The sequence below is a fragment of the Chamaesiphon sp. genome (assembly GCF_041737865.1).
Lineage (GTDB): Bacteria > Cyanobacteriota > Cyanobacteriia > Cyanobacteriales > Chamaesiphonaceae > Chamaesiphon.
This window is the reverse complement of record NZ_JBGSQZ010000150.1, coordinates 1-15,444: the sequence shown is the minus strand read 5'-3', so window position 1 is coordinate 15,444 and position 15,444 is coordinate 1. Positions and strand designations below refer to the sequence as shown.

Genomic DNA, 15,444 nt, shown 5'->3' with positions numbered 1-15,444 from the left:
TTACTGACACCAGCACTCTTTAAGCAAAGTCTTTACTACCGCCAATTAGGACTGAGAAATCGGCTCTTGAACCTGCCCCTGATGATGGCGGCAGTACTAACGCTACGATGGCGGAATGTAGCAGGAGTCAGAGAACTAACTGCTAGGCGGGTCCCCCGCCCAGCACGGATGCTGGAGCGAGAAGGATGCTTATGGTGTCAACCAATTCAGGTCAGCTGGGCGGGAGACCCGTCCAGCAGCCAACAGGCGATGGCACAACGGTTCTTGACCTGAACTGCGGAGTTATTTGAAAGAACATTCAAAGAATTATTACCAGAATTTAGCCGTAAATGGCACAGCCGAAAACAGCGTCCACTACCGCCAAGTCTAGAATTTACGAGGTCAAAATTTGAGCGGATTTGGGCATGTGACGGCTCAACATTAGAAGCAATTTTCAAGAAATTAGAAAGTTTAGCTGATGTCCCAATTGGAAAATTAGCTGGAAAGATGGGCGTAGTGATAGATTTAATCACTAGACTTCCAGTCGAAATCTGGTTTAAAGAAAATGCCAAAGCATCGGATATTAATTTCGAGGCAGAAATTTTAAACTTAGTTCGAGCTAGGACATTACTATTGCTAGATAGAGGATTCTATCATTTTCGATTCTGGCAGCAGTTAATTGATAATGAATTTCATATAATTACGCGATTAAAGAAAGGTGCAGTTTTTCAAGTCCAGCGGGTATTTACAGATACTTATAGTATCCGTGATAGACTGATTATAATGGGTTCTGGGACAGAGAAGGCACCATATATCACTCTTCGATTAATCGAGATTCGCTCAAAGAAAACTTGGTATTCTTACGCGACGTTTTCGGGGGAAGCTTCCCCCGAAAAGCTCGCTTATCTAACTAGTGTAGTCGATCCACTAATTTTGCCTCCTTATGTAGTAGCCGATCTATACGGAAGACGGTGGCGGATCGAAGAAGCATTCAACACGGTTAAACGATTATTAGGATTGAGTTATTTATGGACTGGTTCAATTAATGGAATTAAATTACAACTTTACTGGGCGGGAGACCCGTCCAGTGGGGCACTTGGCTATTTTATTCTGTTCTCGTCGATTTGGGTGATGCTGTCGCTGATGAAATGACTTTACCCTTCGACCGGATTTCTTTGGAAATGGTTTACCGAGGACTCTATCATTTTTATGTTGCTCATCACAAAGGTTTAGCAACCGATCCGATTAAATATTTTGCTGCTCCTGAAAATCAGGATCTCGGTGTTGTCAAAACAATCCGCAAACCTAATAAGCTGTTTTATATCTAAATCTTTTGACTGAATCCCTTACAGCAAAGGTTCTAGAGGACAAAAAGAGTGTTTTAAATGTTTGACAGCTTAGCAACTTAGGTTACTTATCATCTGGATAATCTTCAATAACCCTGCCATTCGAGATAGCTTCTCTGACTTCTCGAACCAGAATCTTACGGACGATCGATTGGTCAACGGCGTGTTTAGAAAACTCAAATTGTTCATCAGAAATTTTCTGACGGATTTCTTCAATATACTTTGCACGGTCATAATTTGAGGTTAGGGTGTGGGGTGTGGGGTGTGGGCTGTCGGGTATGGGAACATTATCGATAGATCGTGTTTTTATCAAAAGCGCAAGCTTTGACCGTGCCAAGTATAAGTGCGGTCATGTGAGCATTATCTCATATCCAATCGCTAGTCTGACAGGGTAGGAGTAATTCATGAATTACCCCTACCCTGTCAGACTAGATTATTCCTGAGTGTAAGCATCCATCGGTAAACAAGAACAGACCAAATTCCTGTCACCATAAGCTCGATCGATCCGTCCTACCGCTGACCAGAACTTATATCCTACTCTTGACTATAGGCATCCATCGGCAAACAAGAACAAACCAAATTTCTGTCCCCATAAGCTTGATCGATCCGACCTACTGCTGGCCAGAACTTATAGTCCTGCAACCCAGCTACTGGATACACTGCTTGCTCGCGACTGTAGGGACGATCCCAATTAGCATCGACTAGATCCGCGATCGTGTGTGGGGCATTTTTCAGCGCGTTGTTTTGCTTATCCACATTACCGATTTCGATTTCGCGGATTTCTGCGCGGATCGCGATCATGGCATCGCAGAACCTGTCGAGTTCGGCGAGAGATTCGCTTTCGGTGGGTTCGACCATGACGGTTCCGGCGACTGGCCAGGAGACAGTGGGGGGATGGAAACCACAGTCGATGAGGCGTTTGGCGATGTCATCGACTTCGATTTCTGCGGTCTTTTTGAACTCCCGCAGGTCGAGGATGCACTCGTGGGCGACGAAGCCGTTGGTGCCTTTGTAGAGGACGGCGTAGTGATTTTCTAACCGTTTGGCGATGTAGTTGGCGTTGAGGATGGCGACTTCAGTGGCTAATTTCAGACCTGCTCCGCCCATCAGGGCGATATAGACCCAAGAAATTGGTAAAATGCTCGCGCTACTCCAAGGGGCGGCGGAGACGGCACCAATGCCTTGTTTACCGCCCATGGGGATGACTTTGTGGGTGGGGAGATAGGGGGCGAGATGTGCCATGACACCGATCGGACCCATGCCTGGGCCGCCGCCACCGTGGGGGATGCAGAAGGTTTTGTGGAGGTTGAGGTGACAGACATCTGCGCCGAAGTCGCCGGGACGACACAATCCGACTTGGGCGTTGAGGTTGGCACCATCCATGTATACTTGACCGCCGTGTTCGTGAACGATCGAGCAAATCTCGACAATTGCCTCTTCAAATACGCCGTGGGTGGAGGGATATGTCACCATTAGGGCGGCTAATTTGGCTTGATGTTGGGCGGCTTTGGCGCGTAAATCTTCTACGTCGATGTTGCCATCATTGTCACACGCGATCGCGACTACCTGCATTCCCGCCATGACTGCGCTGGCGGGGTTGGTGCCGTGGGCGGATTGGGGAATGAGGCAGACATTACGATCGACATCGCCGCGTTGATGGTGATATTCACGGATGACTAATAATCCAGCATATTCACCTTGGGAACCCGCATTGGGTTGGAGGGAGATCGCGTCAAAGCCCGTAATTTCAGCCAACCAGCGTTCGAGGTCGTCGAATAACACTTGATACCCTTGAGCCTGTTCGACGGGTACGAAGGGGTGAATTTGCCCGAATTCTGCCCAAGTTACGGGTACCATCTCGGAGGTGGCATTGAGTTTCATTGTGCAGGAACCGAGCGGAATCATCCCGTGGGTGAGCGACAGATCCTTGGATTGCAAGCGGGTGATGTATCGCAGCAGTTCGGTTTCGGAGTGGTAGATATTGAAGACGGGGTGAGTTAGATATTCGGATGTGCGGGCTAGTGTTGAGGCTTGGATACTGGAGTTATTCGCATCGATTTCAGAGAAGGTGAAATCTGGTGCTTTATCACCTGCAAAAATCTGCCATAAGTCCATCACATCCGCAGGTGTGGTGGTTTCGTCGAGGGAGATGCCGAGGTTGTTTAGATCGATCGATCTCAGGTTAATTTGTTGAGATTTTGCCCGTTCTAATATTTCGGCAGCATTTCCAGATATTTTCACCTGAAGCGTATCGAAATATGGTGCATCACCGATCGAGTAACCTAATTTAGTTAAGCCAGTGGCGAGGGTGGTAGTCAGATTGTGAATGCGTTGGGCGATCGATCTTAATCCCTCTGGGCCATGATAAACCACATACATTCCCGCCATAATTGCCAGTAGGACTTGGGCGGTACAAATATTGCTCGTCGCTTTGTCTCTACGGATATGTTGTTCGCGAGTTTGGAGGGCTAGCCGGAGCGCAGTTTTACCCCGTTTATCTTTGGATACTCCGACTAATCGACCAGGAATTTGACGTTTGTAAGCATCTTTGGTCGCAAAGTAGGCAGCATGAGGGCCACCATAACCTAATGGTATCCCAAAACGTTGAGTATTTCCGACGACGATATCTGCACCAAATTCTCCAGGCGGTTTGAGCAATGTGAGGCTGAGTAAATCGGCGGCGACGGTGACAATTGCACCTGCTTGGTGAGCCTGTTCGATTACTTCTTGATAATCATAAACAGCTCCATCAGTTGCGGGATATTGTAATAACATCCCGAATATTTGGTGGCTGAAATCGATCGATCGATGATTTCCAACTACGACTTCAATCCCTAATGGCAACGCACGGGTTTTAATTACGTCAATAGTTTGGGGGTGACACGCTTCAGAGATCCAGAACGTATTGAACTTCGTCTTCTGAATACCGTAGCTCATACTCATAGCTTCCGCTGCTGCTGTACCTTCATCGAGCAGCGAGGCATTAGCGATCGCCATCCCCGTCAGATCCATAATTACGGTCTGATAATTGAGTAAAGCTTCCAATCTACCCTGAGAAATTTCTGGTTGGTAGGGAGTATATTGAGTGTACCAGCCAGGATTTTCGAGGATATTTCTTTGAATAACTGTTGGGGTAATGCAGTTTGCATAACCCATCCCAATATACGAGCGAAAAACTTGATTTTTCGCAGCGATTTGTTTGAGCTTATTTAAAACAGTATATTCACTTTGAACTGTTTCAATTGCTAACGGTTGCTGGAATTGAATCGCGGCTGGTACCGTCCGATCGACCAACTCAGCTAAACTAGATAGACCCAGTATCCCCAACATCTTATCGATATCTGCTGGCTGTGGCCCAATATGCCGCTGAATAAACTCAGCATCTGCCCAAGGATTGGCTGTGGTAGATCGTTGGTGAAGCCGCTCCCCTAGAGCATCGTTTGCTGCATGAGTAAACCGAGTTGGTGATTGAGTCATAGAAGTCGGAGTAGTGAGGAATACTGTACTTAAATGTAATAGATTTAGGTGAGTTTTGGTACGGAGAGATCGAGGATATTGTCAACTTAATTCAGTCATTATGCCGATCTCCGCATTTTAGAGTTCCCTATGCACCTTCGACTTTAGCGCGATATTCAGCCGCCGAGTAGGTTCCTTCAAGTTCGCTGGCTGATTCTACTTGGACTTCGAGTAGCCAGCCAGTTGTGTAGGGATCGGTGCTGATGATTTCTGGGGCATCGATCGCTTTATCATTACGCTTGATGACTTTGCCACTAATTGGGGCTTTGAGATCTTCGACAGCTTTGACAGATTCGATCGATCCAAAGGCACTACCTTTGGTAATCATCTCTCCAACCTCAGGTAATTCGACAAATACGATATCCCCCAACTGATCTACCGCAAAGGCACTCACGCCGATTTTGGCGATGTCTGCGGCTAAACTTACATACTCATGTGTATCGACGTAGCGTAAATTATCGGGATATTCCAAGCTCATATCGCGTTCTTCTATAATGTTCTGCTCTAGCATAGCGATTTATGGGGCGTTGGCGTCGTCTCATCGCGTAGTACTTGAGTGTTATTATGCTAAAAAGATTGGATATTTTAGCCCAAGATGAAAAATCACCTGTTGCTAACTGCCCTATTGAGCGCGAGTACCATCCTTAGTGCTGTTTCACCTGCATTGGTGTCACCAGTAGATATCGAGCGCATCGCCAAACAAACAACCGTCGAGATTACCAAGTGTGGTAGCGGATCTGGCGCGATCGTCCAGAAAAATGGTAATACTTATAGTGTGCTGACGGTGGCTGATGTTGTCAAAAGTAGTGGCTGTGAGCTAGTAGCACCAGATAATACTAGATATCAAGTCACGCAGGTAAAGGCTTTTCCCAATAATATCGATCTGGCGGTAGTTAGTTTTAATAGTAGTCAAAATTATCCAGTTGCGAAACTTACCGACAATTCCGATCGAGTCGCAGCAGGCGCACCGCTATATGTATCAGGGCTTCCGGTATCTTCTTCAGCCGTCAACTCATTTGTCAAAGGCGAAGTTGTCGCCAATCCGCCGCAGCAGCAACAGGGCAAAGGCTACTCACTCATTTATAGTACTAATCGGAAGATTTCACCAGGGCACAGTGGTAGCCCCATATGGAACGATCGCGGCGAACTAATTGCAATTCAGGGACAAGGGGATCTTCAGCGTCAAGTAGCGATGAATACTGACGTGCGGGTGAATACTGGATACAGTTTGGGGATTACAGTCAATACTTTTACTAAATTTGCTGACTCCGCAGGGATACGTGGTTATGCTCCCGTACTAGTCGCAGCCAAACCCAATCCAGTAGACGATCTGATTGCTAGTGCATTACTAAAAGAGCGTAAAGGTGATTATCGCGGGATGTTGGCGGATCTGGAGCGGGGCATCTTGCTAGATTCCCAAAATTCGCGGCTTTACTATAGCCGTGGTGTTGCTAAGTCGATGTTGGGTAATAAAGATGCGATCGAAGACTACAACTTCGCGATCTCTCTCAATCTGAATGATACCCTTGTCTACAACAACCGTGGCGTTGCCAAGGCTAAATTCGGGGATAAAAAAGGAGCGATCCTAGACTACAAACGCGCAATCGCGATCGATCCCAACTATGCCGATCCCTACTATAATTACGGAAAAATTGAGTTTGAGTTAGGCGATAAAAAAGCATCACTTCAAAACTTAAATCGCGCGATCGCTCTCGATCCTAACTTCGATCGAGCTTACTTTAGTCGAGCTGCTGTCAAGTCTAGCTTAGGAGACAAAAAAGGAGAGATTGACGATTTAAACCGCGCCATTACCATAGATCCCAACTATGCTCAAGCTTACTATAAACGCGGTCTGGCTAGAGTGGCAACGGGCGATAAAAAAGGGGCGATCTCTGACTACGACCGAGCAATAGTTCTCAATCCCAAAAATCCTGAAATCTACAACGAGCGGGGAGATCTAAAATCTCAGCTCGGCGATAATAAGGGCGCGATCGCCGATTATAGTAGTGCGATTATTCTCAATCCCAGCAGTGCTAGAGCTTATGCTAATCGTGGATCGATCCAGTCTAAATTAGGTGATAAAAAAGCCGCGATCCTCGACTTGAAAAAAGCAGCAAATCGATACAAACAACAAAAGCAAACAGCCAGCTACCAAAAGGTAATTACCGAAATCAAACGGCTGAGTTCTTGAATGTGAATGTATAGCAGTACGAACTTAGGTTATGACAGTACAACGATTGAAATCGTCGCTACTGGTGCAAAGTCCGCCTACGCGGACTAAAGAATGTCATAACTTATCTCTGTGCTATACATAGGGCTTGCTGAATTAGTCCCTGACGCTGTTCTAAAGCCTGAACTCCTTGCTAAAAAATGGTTTTGTTGCAAATATTCTCACTCGATCGCCAGATTCAAGCGATCGAGTGCAACGGTTCTGAGCCTTTCAAAGTCAAAACCTTGCACTTAATTTCTGAAAAAAGGCTCAAAACCCTTGCAGGGATTGGCTTGCTGAGATCTTCAGCAAGCCCTAGTTAGCAGCTAATCGGCAGCGATGCGCGAGTCGCTGCGTATGGATGGTGTGTGTGTAGCTTGGAGCGGCATTCACTCTACTCTAGATTCTAGTAGAATTTAGTTATTTCCTTCTATTCCCTTCGGTGCGTTACGCTTCGCGATAACACACCCTACAATAACGTGAGTTCGGGATAAGGAAAATTGATTTGCTTCGCTCAAGCACTGCCCTGAACTATAAGTTCGGGCTAATAGCAAAAGTTCTCTTCAGAGAACTGCTAAGTCACTTAGTTCGTTAAAACGAACTAAGTGACTTAGCCCCAAATTCATTTGAGGGCGGTGCGGGAACGAAGCTAGGAGGCATTTACATATCAGCAATTCTCATTATGGAAATAAACCTAGTATTCTTAATCGATTGAGCTGGCTGTAACGACCACAATTGGTTTATCGATCGCCAGCTTAAACTATGATTTATAGTACAAAAGTTTAAAAATGAGAATTGCTGTTTACATATCCGTATAAATCGTAGGGGCTTTGTTTGTGCTAGCCAATATCGAGCGCAAGCTATCAACTATCAACTATCAACTATCAACTAAAGTCGATCGTAAGCAGCGAGGATAATCCGCTCGGTTTCTGCCCAGTTGATACATTTATCAGTGACTGAAACGCCATATTTGAGTTGGCTCAGATCTGCGGGGATCGATTGTCCGCCTTCATTGAGATTGGATTCTAACATCATCCCTACCGTTGAGGTATTACCATTGATAATCTGTTGGATAGTGCTTTCAAAGACGATCGGTTGGAGGCGATAATCTTTATTAGAATTGCCATGACTGCAATCGATGACGATGCGCGGTGGTAAGTTGGCTTTTTTGAGTTCGGTTTCGGCTGCGTGAACGCTGACGGGATCGTAGTTAGGTTTACCTTCACCACCACGCAAGATAATGTGCCCGTAAGCATTACCTCTAGTCTTAAAAACGCTAACTTGTCCTTGCTTGTTGATACCGAGAAAGTTGTGGGGTTGTTTGGCTGATTGGAGGGCGTTTAAGGCTACCTTAACGCTGCCATCGGTACCATTCTTGAAACCGACGGGCATTGATAAACCACTTGCCATTTCGCGGTGGGTTTGGGATTCGGTAGTGCGGGCACCAATCGCCGCCCAAGAAATCAATTCGTCGAGGTATTGTGGGACGATTGGATCGAGTGCTTCTGTAGCGGTTGGTAGACCGATTTCGGTGATTTTCAGGAGTAAGTTCCTCCCAGTATATAAGCCTTTTTCAACATCAAAAGACTCATTCATATCTGGATCGTTGATCAATCCTTTCCACCCAACCGTGGTGCGAGGTTTCTCGAAATAAACTCGCATGATCAGCAAGAATTTATCTTTAACTCGATCCGCTAAATCTTTGAGTTTGTGCGCGTATTCTTCGGCTGCTGTAACATCATGAATAGAGCATGGGCCGACGACAATAAATTTACGATTGTCTTGGAAATCTAAGATTTTTTGAATCTGTCGGCGATAGTCAGCGATGCGTTGCTCTAACTCAGGTGATATTGGTAACTTTTCCTTGAGTTCTTTCGGAGTGATCAATATTTTCGATGAGTTAATATTCGTATCGCCAAGGATGTTAGAATCCATGCTGTTTTCAAGGCTTTGGATATCCTGGTTTGATGTGGGATTTTGCATGAGTAGAGGTGTGGGAATAGTGTTGTAACCTACTTGTTGCAGTGATTACCTGCGATGCCTTGCAGCCGAACGGGCTGGTTTTAGAGGTCGCAGCTTACCCTCTTTTATTACTCCCGATCCTGTAAATCTCGATCCTCGCGATCGAGAGTGAGCTTTTTGGGCGGATCTTAGCAATCTAGTAGTGAAAAGTGAGTAAGCATCGACCGATCTATTGCCCTCAACTGGGCATTATTACTTGCTAGATTCTAAATCGATGCCAACTGGATAAGTACATGAGATCCTAAATATTTTGGTTAGTCGAACAAATTCGGCGATTAACTTTATCTTGCCCTACCATTAGGGACATTCCGCTCAGGGCGATCTGCTTTCGTTTATTATATCTAAAAACTGTTCGGTGGCACCGTCGATCGGATCGGATCGAGGATAACAATCCAGTTAGTCTAAAATTGTTTAGGTACTGACAATTCCCGACCATTGAATTTTCTTGAGTTTCTCACGACGATAGGAGAAGAAATATTCGGGTTCTTGATAGGTGCAGTGGGGGGCGATCGAGATCTGCTGCGGATCTACACCTAATTGTTCGAGCTGAATTTGATTGACCCGACGCACATCTAGCCGCACCCTGCCTGCTTGTGCGTCTGGGAGTAGGGGTGAATTGGGTAGCGATTGTAAAATGGTCAGATCGGCATCAATGTCGCCAGAGAGGGGTTTGGGAGCGATCGATCGACATACTTCCAATCCTACCTGGGTAGTCACTTGGTAGACTTCCCCATCGATCGCTGGACCGATCGCGACGATGAGATCGGCGACACTTCCGCCCTGTGCCAATAACCGTTTTGCTGCCATCGGGGCAATATTTAGGGATGTACCGCGCCAGCCAGCATGTACCGCCGCTACATTGCCAGTTTGCCGATTGGCAATTAAGATCGGGCTACAATCAGCACTAGCAACCCAGACAGCTTGCTGGTGTTGTTCTGTCAACAACCCATCTGCTAGGGCGTTACCCGTTGCTGCTTCTACCTCCGCAGTACTAGAGATTTCGGTTGGAGTAAGTACGACATTGCCATGTATCTGCTTGAGACGGTGAGTAGTAGCAGTCGCCGCCAGGATTGGGGTCATCTCATGGGGTTCGCGCGGGGCAAACTGACGGGTAAAAAAGCCATGTTGCCAGTCAGCGAGTAAATCGCAGGTTAAATAAGGTAATCCCGACCAAGTTTGCCATTGCCACATAAGTATAATGGTCGATCTATAGCGATCGATACAGATGTTTAATAGCTTATCACTCCTTCAGACGATCGAGATTATCGGGCTTGCTGCTACGACAATTTATCATCAGATTGCTAGTTATCGCGATCGCAATCCACCACCTCCAGGCAAATTTTTTACGACTCGCGATCGTCAAGTCAGATACCTCCAAAGCAGAGGAACGGGAGATATCACCATTATTGTTGATGCTAGTTTAGGTGGCGTTGAAGGCTATTTATTAATCAATGAATTTGCCAAATTAACTAGAGTCTGTATCTACGATCGATCTGGTTATGGCTGGAGTGAGGGTTCATTTTTACCGCGTACTAGTCAACAGATTGTTGATGAATTGCATGAACTATTAACTATAGCCAATATCCCACCACCATATATTTTAGTGGGAGACTCCTTCGGTAGTTATAATATGCGCTTGTATGCTCATCAATATGCTGATGATATACTAGGGCTGGTTCTCACCGATGGATTACATGAAGATTCGATGCTAGCATTGCCTTTTAGTATGGGATTACTCAAGACATTTTTTACCGTTAGTTTTGGCTTTGTCTCGATTGGCGCAGCCTTGGGGATCGTTAGACTATTGGGTATTTTAGGTGTATTCGAGCTAATTAAGCCAGAACTAAAAAAGTTTTCAGCGATCGATCTGCAATATGTCAAAAAATCTTTTTATTCTGCTCGTCATTGGGTTACAATGGGGCAAGAAATGTGGAATTTAGATACCAGTGGCAGACAACTGAAAGTAGCCAATAATTTAGGCATACCAATAATTAGTATTAAATCTCAAACCTTTCTCAGGCCATTACTCGGCATCAAATTCTTATCCCTACCAGCAGCCGATCGAGTTCGCGATCGCATCCATCTCGATTTACTCAAACTATCTACCAACTCCGAGCAGATCTTAGCTAATCATAGCAGTCATTTCGTTTGGATCGACCAACCAGAACTAATCATTAATGCTGTGACTAGCTTGTTAAATTAATTGATAGTTGATAGTTGATAGTTGATAGTTGATAGTTGATAGTTAACTTGTAGGATGGGGATTTATACCCCACCTTACAAGTTGACTATATAGTGACTTATTTTGTGAAACTACTTACAGTCCACAGGAGGAGAAAAGTCAACAACCCAGCAAAAACTTCACCTGGGATGCCAATGATATCGACTGGTAGATGTAGAGTATTTACTAGCACAATAGCTACAATAGTACCGATAATTAAAGCTAGTAAAGTGCCTAATAGAGCGCGTTTAAATCGACGTTGCTTTTGATTGATAAAATAGAGACTGAATCCAGCCCCGATCGCGATCAGTGTTGGTAATCCCGTATTGGCTATACTTGGCACTAATGAAGCCCCACTTAGTACTGTATAGACACCAGCAGTTGTTAAAATCTGCTGTTGACTAGGACGTTCAAAACTATCCCCCAACCAACTGGGAGCATTAGTAACAGCTAAGGATGAAAATTTGGGTGCGACAGTGGCTAACTTTTCGGGAAACCTAATCCCGTCGGGCACTTTGATTTTGCCCTGCTGACGGAGCTTGAGCCGTTCCATCAAGATCGCATCATAAGCTGATTCGATATTATCTTGTAGCTGTCGATCGCCACCCAATTGGGCAATTACACGTTGTTTAGCAGCTTGAATCTCTTCAAAGGTGGCATCTTCTGCTACCCCTAGCTGCTCATAAGGATTCTGCTGACTCATTCACAACCTCCGATGATGGTCTTCACCTGCTACTTTCTACTCTAGACTGCTTTGGATGTATCTGCCACTTTTGGCAGTAAATGTTAAGAATTGGGGGGTAGGTAGCAACTTGGGAGTTACCTTCTATCCTATTCCCTACCCTCTACTCCCTATCCCCTACCCTCTATTCTAAAACTCACCTTTAACCTGCAACCCATAAACTGTATTCCCCTGAGCATCTTGGCGAATGAGCGGAAATAGGAGCAAACCGCGTTTTTGTCCTAATTCGATCTCGCCGACTAGATAACCCAAACCTGCACCAATCAATACATCGGTAAAGCGGTGACGGTTTAGATCTAGGCGTGAATAACCAATCAAGGCTGCGCCACCGTACCAGAGAATGGCATAATCAGGATGGTAGTGACTCTGGACGCGGGCGAGCGCAAAGGCTGTGGTGGCATGACAACTGGGAAAACTATCGAGTTCCTTTTCATTGTCAGGGCGGGGAGATCTAATCACTTCTTTGAGTCCATAGCACAAAGCTGCACTCGTACCGACGGCATCGACGATCCGTAGTGTATGTTGTCCACCATCAGCTCCATCGGTGAGCAGCGGCAATAAGGAACCACCACCAAGGTACAAGATCGTACCCGCACCAGACACGAAGTCCGAAAACCCTTTATTGGCGGTTTGGGCTTGAACACTAGGTGTAAAGCTGATGCCACTCAAAACGATCGTCGTAGCAACTAATTTGTGTTTCCAAGTCATAGATACAGGCGATCGACAACGATGATGAACGTGGCAACTATATCACGACAACGTTGGCGATATTGACTCGGCAGGATTATTTACGAAGTTGGCTGGCGCAAAGTTACAATGATAAGTAGATTGTGTTGAGTTCGATTTGAAACGATTCCTGATGACTAAATATTTATTGTCCCCGCTCGGTATCATCATGTCGATCGCGCTGATATTTATGCCACTATTGGCAGTAGCCGCAACCGATGTCACTCAGCCAGAAATAGAGCAGCCAACTGTTGCCAGCCTCGATGCCACCTTGCGGCAAAATCCCCAGGATCTCGATGCTCGGCTCCAGCGGGGTATACTACATGCTAGACTGTCGCGATATCTTCCCGCGATCGCTGATTATACCGAAGTCATCCGCCTCGATCCAGATCGGGCGATCGCTTACAATAATCGCGCAGCAGCCAAGCTAAATATGAAAGACTATCGGGGTGCTTATCTCGATTATTCTCAGGTGCTGCGTATTTTGCCTGAGCAAGCCATTTCTTATAATAACCGCGCGATCGCTCGTCATCAAATGGGTGACTGTTTAGGCGCAATTACAGATTTACGCATTGCTGTAGGGCTATTTAAATTACAGGGCGACAATTTTAACTATCAGCGGACTTTAACTAATTTAAAATATTTCCAGAAGTCCAAACGTTAATCGTATTTTACTCGATCGCGAGTGTGTAGCTTAAAATAAAAGTATTCAATTTCAGTTGAAGCTATGACTGCAACGCTATTTGCACCACCGGATGAGATGATTCGCCTATCTGGGATTAGCTGGAAAACCTACGAAACACTGCTAGAGGAACAGAGCGATCGGCGGCTCCGCCTCACCTATAATCGTGGCGATTTCGAAATTATTGCTCCCTCTCCAGAACACGAATTGAGTAAAGAAGTATTGGGTCGTTTTATCGATACTATTGCCGAAGAGTTTGAAGTGAACATTTATCCGCTCGGCTCGACTACTTTCAAACAGCCGGAACTAAGCGGCGCAGAACCCGACAAATGTTTTTACATTCGCAATATTGCGGCGGTTCAAGGCAAGTGCAGATTAAATATGGGCGAAGATCCAGCACCCGATCTAATTGTAGAAATTGATATTACTAGCAGTTCTCAAAATCGCCTTCAGGTTTATGCAGATTTGGGAGTAGCCGAAGTCTGGATTTATAATGGGGAATCTCTGGTCATCCAACAATTACAGAATGGCACTTATATTGCCGCCCAAACTAGTCAGTTTTTTATAAATTTGCCGATTTCAGAGGTTGCTAACTGGTTGCAGCGATCGACAACAATGGATTATCTTGCATTGGTAAAAGAGTTTCGGCTGTGGGTAAGAAGTCAAATTCAGAAATGAGATCTCAATCCATCATTTATAATTGAGTGTAGAGATAGAAGCAGGGTGAGTACTGCCCATCAACACATCATCACCCCGATTCGATCGGTATTAAATGTATCCGATCGCTCGTTGGTGAGCTGTTATTAGTAGTAAAAATATTTGTTAAAGGTGAGATTTATGGCGATCGATTGGTGAAGAGATTGCTCGATCGCGTAGCGTACCGTAGGTAATCGAATCAAACAGTTTAAATTCTTTTGCTTCGGCTCTAAATGGTCTGTGGGCACTGTCTACCCCATGTCTCTACGCTGATTGACGGACAAAAGTTTTTTAAGCCCAGACATGTGTATGCGCCTTAAATTCAATTCGGTATTTTTTAAGCAGATATTGTGAACGAGAAGCCTTGACTGGATCTGGGTCGATATTAGTAGTAAAAGAGACAGAACAAAGTAAATTCCAGCGATTAATAATTGCCCTTTTAACCCAACTCCAACCAATCTTGAGATAACTAGAGCCACGAAACCAGTGTGGATCTACAAGACGACGTTGACCAGAAACAACGACTTCAACCCCAGTCGCCGTTAAAAATAAAGTCGCCATCGCCATCACCAAACAAAGACGGGATAAAGCTGGAGCGGAACGTAGCTTAGAATTTGCTAAATTAAAGCCAGAAGATTTATCATCTTTAAAGTTTTCCTCAATCGTAAAACGCAGACCATATTCCCGAAAGGTTTGAAGAGTCGTAGGTTTAGTGCTAATTCTAATCCGACAGTGCCAACCCAATGCTCTGACATAACGAACTAATTGGGCATCGGCAAATCCTCGCAGCCAGCAGAACTACCTTGGGATTAACAGGTAGCAGCTTCGAGACTCGTTTGAGCAAGTCTTTGTAAGTGTCGAGCTTCACGCTACTACTCTTATGTTTGAGTACTCTCCAGCCAATTGGAATTGCTCTACCCAGATGCACCACACAGACCCGAATCAGGCAATATTGATCTGCTGGGCGGGTCACCCGCCCAGTCCATAACATGCTGGTATCAAACGTCAGATATATTTCCGGGTCTTGCCAGTTGGCAAATACTGCTTTGACCAATGGACTATATAGTTTAGCTGGATTAATTCGTGGATTATTCACCCACCGTGACAACCTTTTCTGGTTACTCTGAGCTATTTAAGCCTTCGTTTGAATATGGTCTATCCATTTAGGGACTTCCAGGAAATAAATAGTTCCGAGAGAGTAAGATAGACTAAGAATCTATACCGAAAGGAGATCTGAGCAATGTTGGAACTCACAGCCGGACTCAAAATATTATTGAAAGAGACAGCAGAACGGCTCAAAGGTCA

General features: G+C 45.3%; 13 protein-coding genes and 2 pseudogenes. 6 read left to right on the top strand and 9 right to left on the bottom strand.

The window, feature by feature from the left end:
• A pseudogene (locus tag ACEW9J_RS11390) lies at positions 1–1,289 on the top strand (IS4 family transposase); the annotation flags it as partial.
• Between the two features lie 103 nt (positions 1,290–1,392).
• Here ACEW9J_RS11390 and ACEW9J_RS11385 read toward each other — a convergent pair.
• The 3 genes and pseudogenes from ACEW9J_RS11385 to gcvH form a co-directional block, all read right to left on the bottom strand.
• Positions 1,393–1,542 (bottom strand): annotated as a pseudogene (locus ACEW9J_RS11385) (DUF4258 domain-containing protein); the annotation flags it as partial.
• Positions 1,543–1,859: 317 nt separating this feature from the next.
• On the bottom strand, positions 1,860–4,802 hold the full coding sequence (gene gcvP / locus ACEW9J_RS11380) for an aminomethyl-transferring glycine dehydrogenase (protein ID WP_373545236.1): 2,943 nt from the start codon (positions 4,800–4,802) through the stop codon (positions 1,860–1,862).
• 127 nt (positions 4,803–4,929) lie between these two features.
• On the bottom strand, positions 4,930–5,319 hold the full coding sequence (gene gcvH / locus ACEW9J_RS11375) for a glycine cleavage system protein GcvH (RefSeq protein WP_373545237.1): 390 nt from the start codon (positions 5,317–5,319) through the stop codon (positions 4,930–4,932).
• A gap of 117 nt (positions 5,320–5,436) precedes the next feature.
• On the opposite strand from gcvH, the gene ACEW9J_RS11370 reads away from it, so the two are divergent.
• Entirely contained in the window at positions 5,437–7,032 is a 1,596-nt protein-coding gene (locus ACEW9J_RS11370) for a tetratricopeptide repeat protein (protein WP_373545235.1), read from the top strand.
• Positions 7,033–7,211: 179 nt separating this feature from the next.
• Complete coding sequence (locus tag ACEW9J_RS11365; RefSeq protein WP_373545234.1) at positions 7,212–7,373, top strand: hypothetical protein; 162 nt, start codon at positions 7,212–7,214, stop codon at positions 7,371–7,373.
• A gap of 565 nt (positions 7,374–7,938) precedes the next feature.
• Here the strand turns inward: ACEW9J_RS11365 and ACEW9J_RS11360 are convergent.
• Positions 7,939–8,985: a 3-deoxy-7-phosphoheptulonate synthase gene (locus ACEW9J_RS11360; protein ID WP_373545233.1), complete on the bottom strand. Its 1,047-nt coding sequence runs from the start codon at positions 8,983–8,985 to the stop codon at positions 7,939–7,941.
• A 498-nt stretch (positions 8,986–9,483) separates the two neighbouring features.
• Complete coding sequence (gene pgeF / locus ACEW9J_RS11355; RefSeq protein ID WP_373545232.1) at positions 9,484–10,263, bottom strand: peptidoglycan editing factor PgeF; 780 nt, start codon at positions 10,261–10,263, stop codon at positions 9,484–9,486.
• 34 nt (positions 10,264–10,297) lie between these two features.
• Here pgeF and ACEW9J_RS11350 point away from each other — a divergent pair, with 34 nt between their 5' ends.
• Positions 10,298–11,275: an alpha/beta hydrolase gene (locus tag ACEW9J_RS11350; protein ID WP_373545231.1), complete on the top strand. Its 978-nt coding sequence runs from the start codon at positions 10,298–10,300 to the stop codon at positions 11,273–11,275.
• A 97-nt stretch (positions 11,276–11,372) separates the two neighbouring features.
• Here the strand turns inward: ACEW9J_RS11350 and ACEW9J_RS11345 are convergent, their stop codons facing one another.
• Together ACEW9J_RS11345 and ACEW9J_RS11340 are read right to left on the bottom strand one after the other, a co-directional pair.
• A complete protein-coding gene (locus tag ACEW9J_RS11345) occupies positions 11,373–11,996 on the bottom strand; it encodes a CPP1-like family protein (protein ID WP_373545230.1) in 624 nt (207 codons plus the stop codon).
• 168 nt (positions 11,997–12,164) lie between these two features.
• Positions 12,165–12,743 (bottom strand): phosphatase PAP2 family protein, encoded by a 579-nt coding sequence (locus ACEW9J_RS11340; RefSeq protein ID WP_373545229.1) that lies wholly within the window; start codon positions 12,741–12,743, stop codon positions 12,165–12,167.
• 151 nt (positions 12,744–12,894) lie between these two features.
• Between ACEW9J_RS11340 and ACEW9J_RS11335 the strand changes: the two genes are divergently transcribed.
• Both ACEW9J_RS11335 and ACEW9J_RS11330 read left to right on the top strand, forming a co-directional pair.
• Positions 12,895–13,425 carry a hypothetical protein gene (locus ACEW9J_RS11335; protein ID WP_373545228.1) on the top strand — a complete coding sequence of 177 codons (531 nt, stop codon included), beginning with the start codon at positions 12,895–12,897 and terminating at the stop codon, positions 13,423–13,425.
• Between the two features lie 63 nt (positions 13,426–13,488).
• Positions 13,489–14,121 (top strand): Uma2 family endonuclease, encoded by a 633-nt coding sequence (locus tag ACEW9J_RS11330; RefSeq protein ID WP_373545227.1) that lies wholly within the window; start codon positions 13,489–13,491, stop codon positions 14,119–14,121.
• A 309-nt stretch (positions 14,122–14,430) separates the two neighbouring features.
• On the opposite strand, the gene ACEW9J_RS11325 is transcribed toward ACEW9J_RS11330, so the two are convergent.
• Both ACEW9J_RS11325 and ACEW9J_RS11320 read right to left on the bottom strand, forming a co-directional pair.
• Positions 14,431–14,883, bottom strand: a complete 453-nt coding sequence (locus tag ACEW9J_RS11325) for a hypothetical protein (protein WP_373545226.1) — start codon at positions 14,881–14,883, stop codon at positions 14,431–14,433.
• Positions 14,861–15,235, bottom strand: coding sequence for a hypothetical protein (locus ACEW9J_RS11320; protein WP_373545225.1), 375 nt, complete (start codon positions 15,233–15,235; stop codon positions 14,861–14,863). The genes ACEW9J_RS11325 and ACEW9J_RS11320 overlap by 23 nt, the downstream gene beginning before the upstream one ends.
• Between the last annotated feature and the right edge of the window lie 209 nt (positions 15,236–15,444).

Excerpts from the sequence above, each read along its gene's own strand:
- gcvP (WP_373545236.1), bottom strand. The coding sequence starts at position 4,802 with ATGACTCAATCACCAACTCGGTTTACTCATGCAGCAAACGATGCTCTA.
- gcvH (WP_373545237.1), bottom strand. The coding sequence starts at position 5,319 with ATGAGCTTGGAATATCCCGATAATTTACGCTACGTCGATACACATGAG.
- ACEW9J_RS11370 (WP_373545235.1), top strand. The coding sequence starts at position 5,437 with ATGAAAAATCACCTGTTGCTAACTGCCCTATTGAGCGCGAGTACCATC.
- ACEW9J_RS11365 (WP_373545234.1), top strand. The coding sequence starts at position 7,212 with ATGGTTTTGTTGCAAATATTCTCACTCGATCGCCAGATTCAAGCGATC.
- ACEW9J_RS11360 (WP_373545233.1), bottom strand. The coding sequence starts at position 8,985 with ATGGATTCTAACATCCTTGGCGATACGAATATTAACTCATCGAAAATA.
- pgeF (WP_373545232.1), bottom strand. The coding sequence starts at position 10,263 with ATGTGGCAATGGCAAACTTGGTCGGGATTACCTTATTTAACCTGCGAT.
- ACEW9J_RS11350 (WP_373545231.1), top strand. The coding sequence starts at position 10,298 with ATGTTTAATAGCTTATCACTCCTTCAGACGATCGAGATTATCGGGCTT.
- ACEW9J_RS11345 (WP_373545230.1), bottom strand. The coding sequence starts at position 11,996 with ATGAGTCAGCAGAATCCTTATGAGCAGCTAGGGGTAGCAGAAGATGCC.
- ACEW9J_RS11340 (WP_373545229.1), bottom strand. The coding sequence starts at position 12,743 with ATGACTTGGAAACACAAATTAGTTGCTACGACGATCGTTTTGAGTGGC.
- ACEW9J_RS11335 (WP_373545228.1), top strand. The coding sequence starts at position 12,895 with ATGACTAAATATTTATTGTCCCCGCTCGGTATCATCATGTCGATCGCG.
- ACEW9J_RS11330 (WP_373545227.1), top strand. The coding sequence starts at position 13,489 with ATGACTGCAACGCTATTTGCACCACCGGATGAGATGATTCGCCTATCT.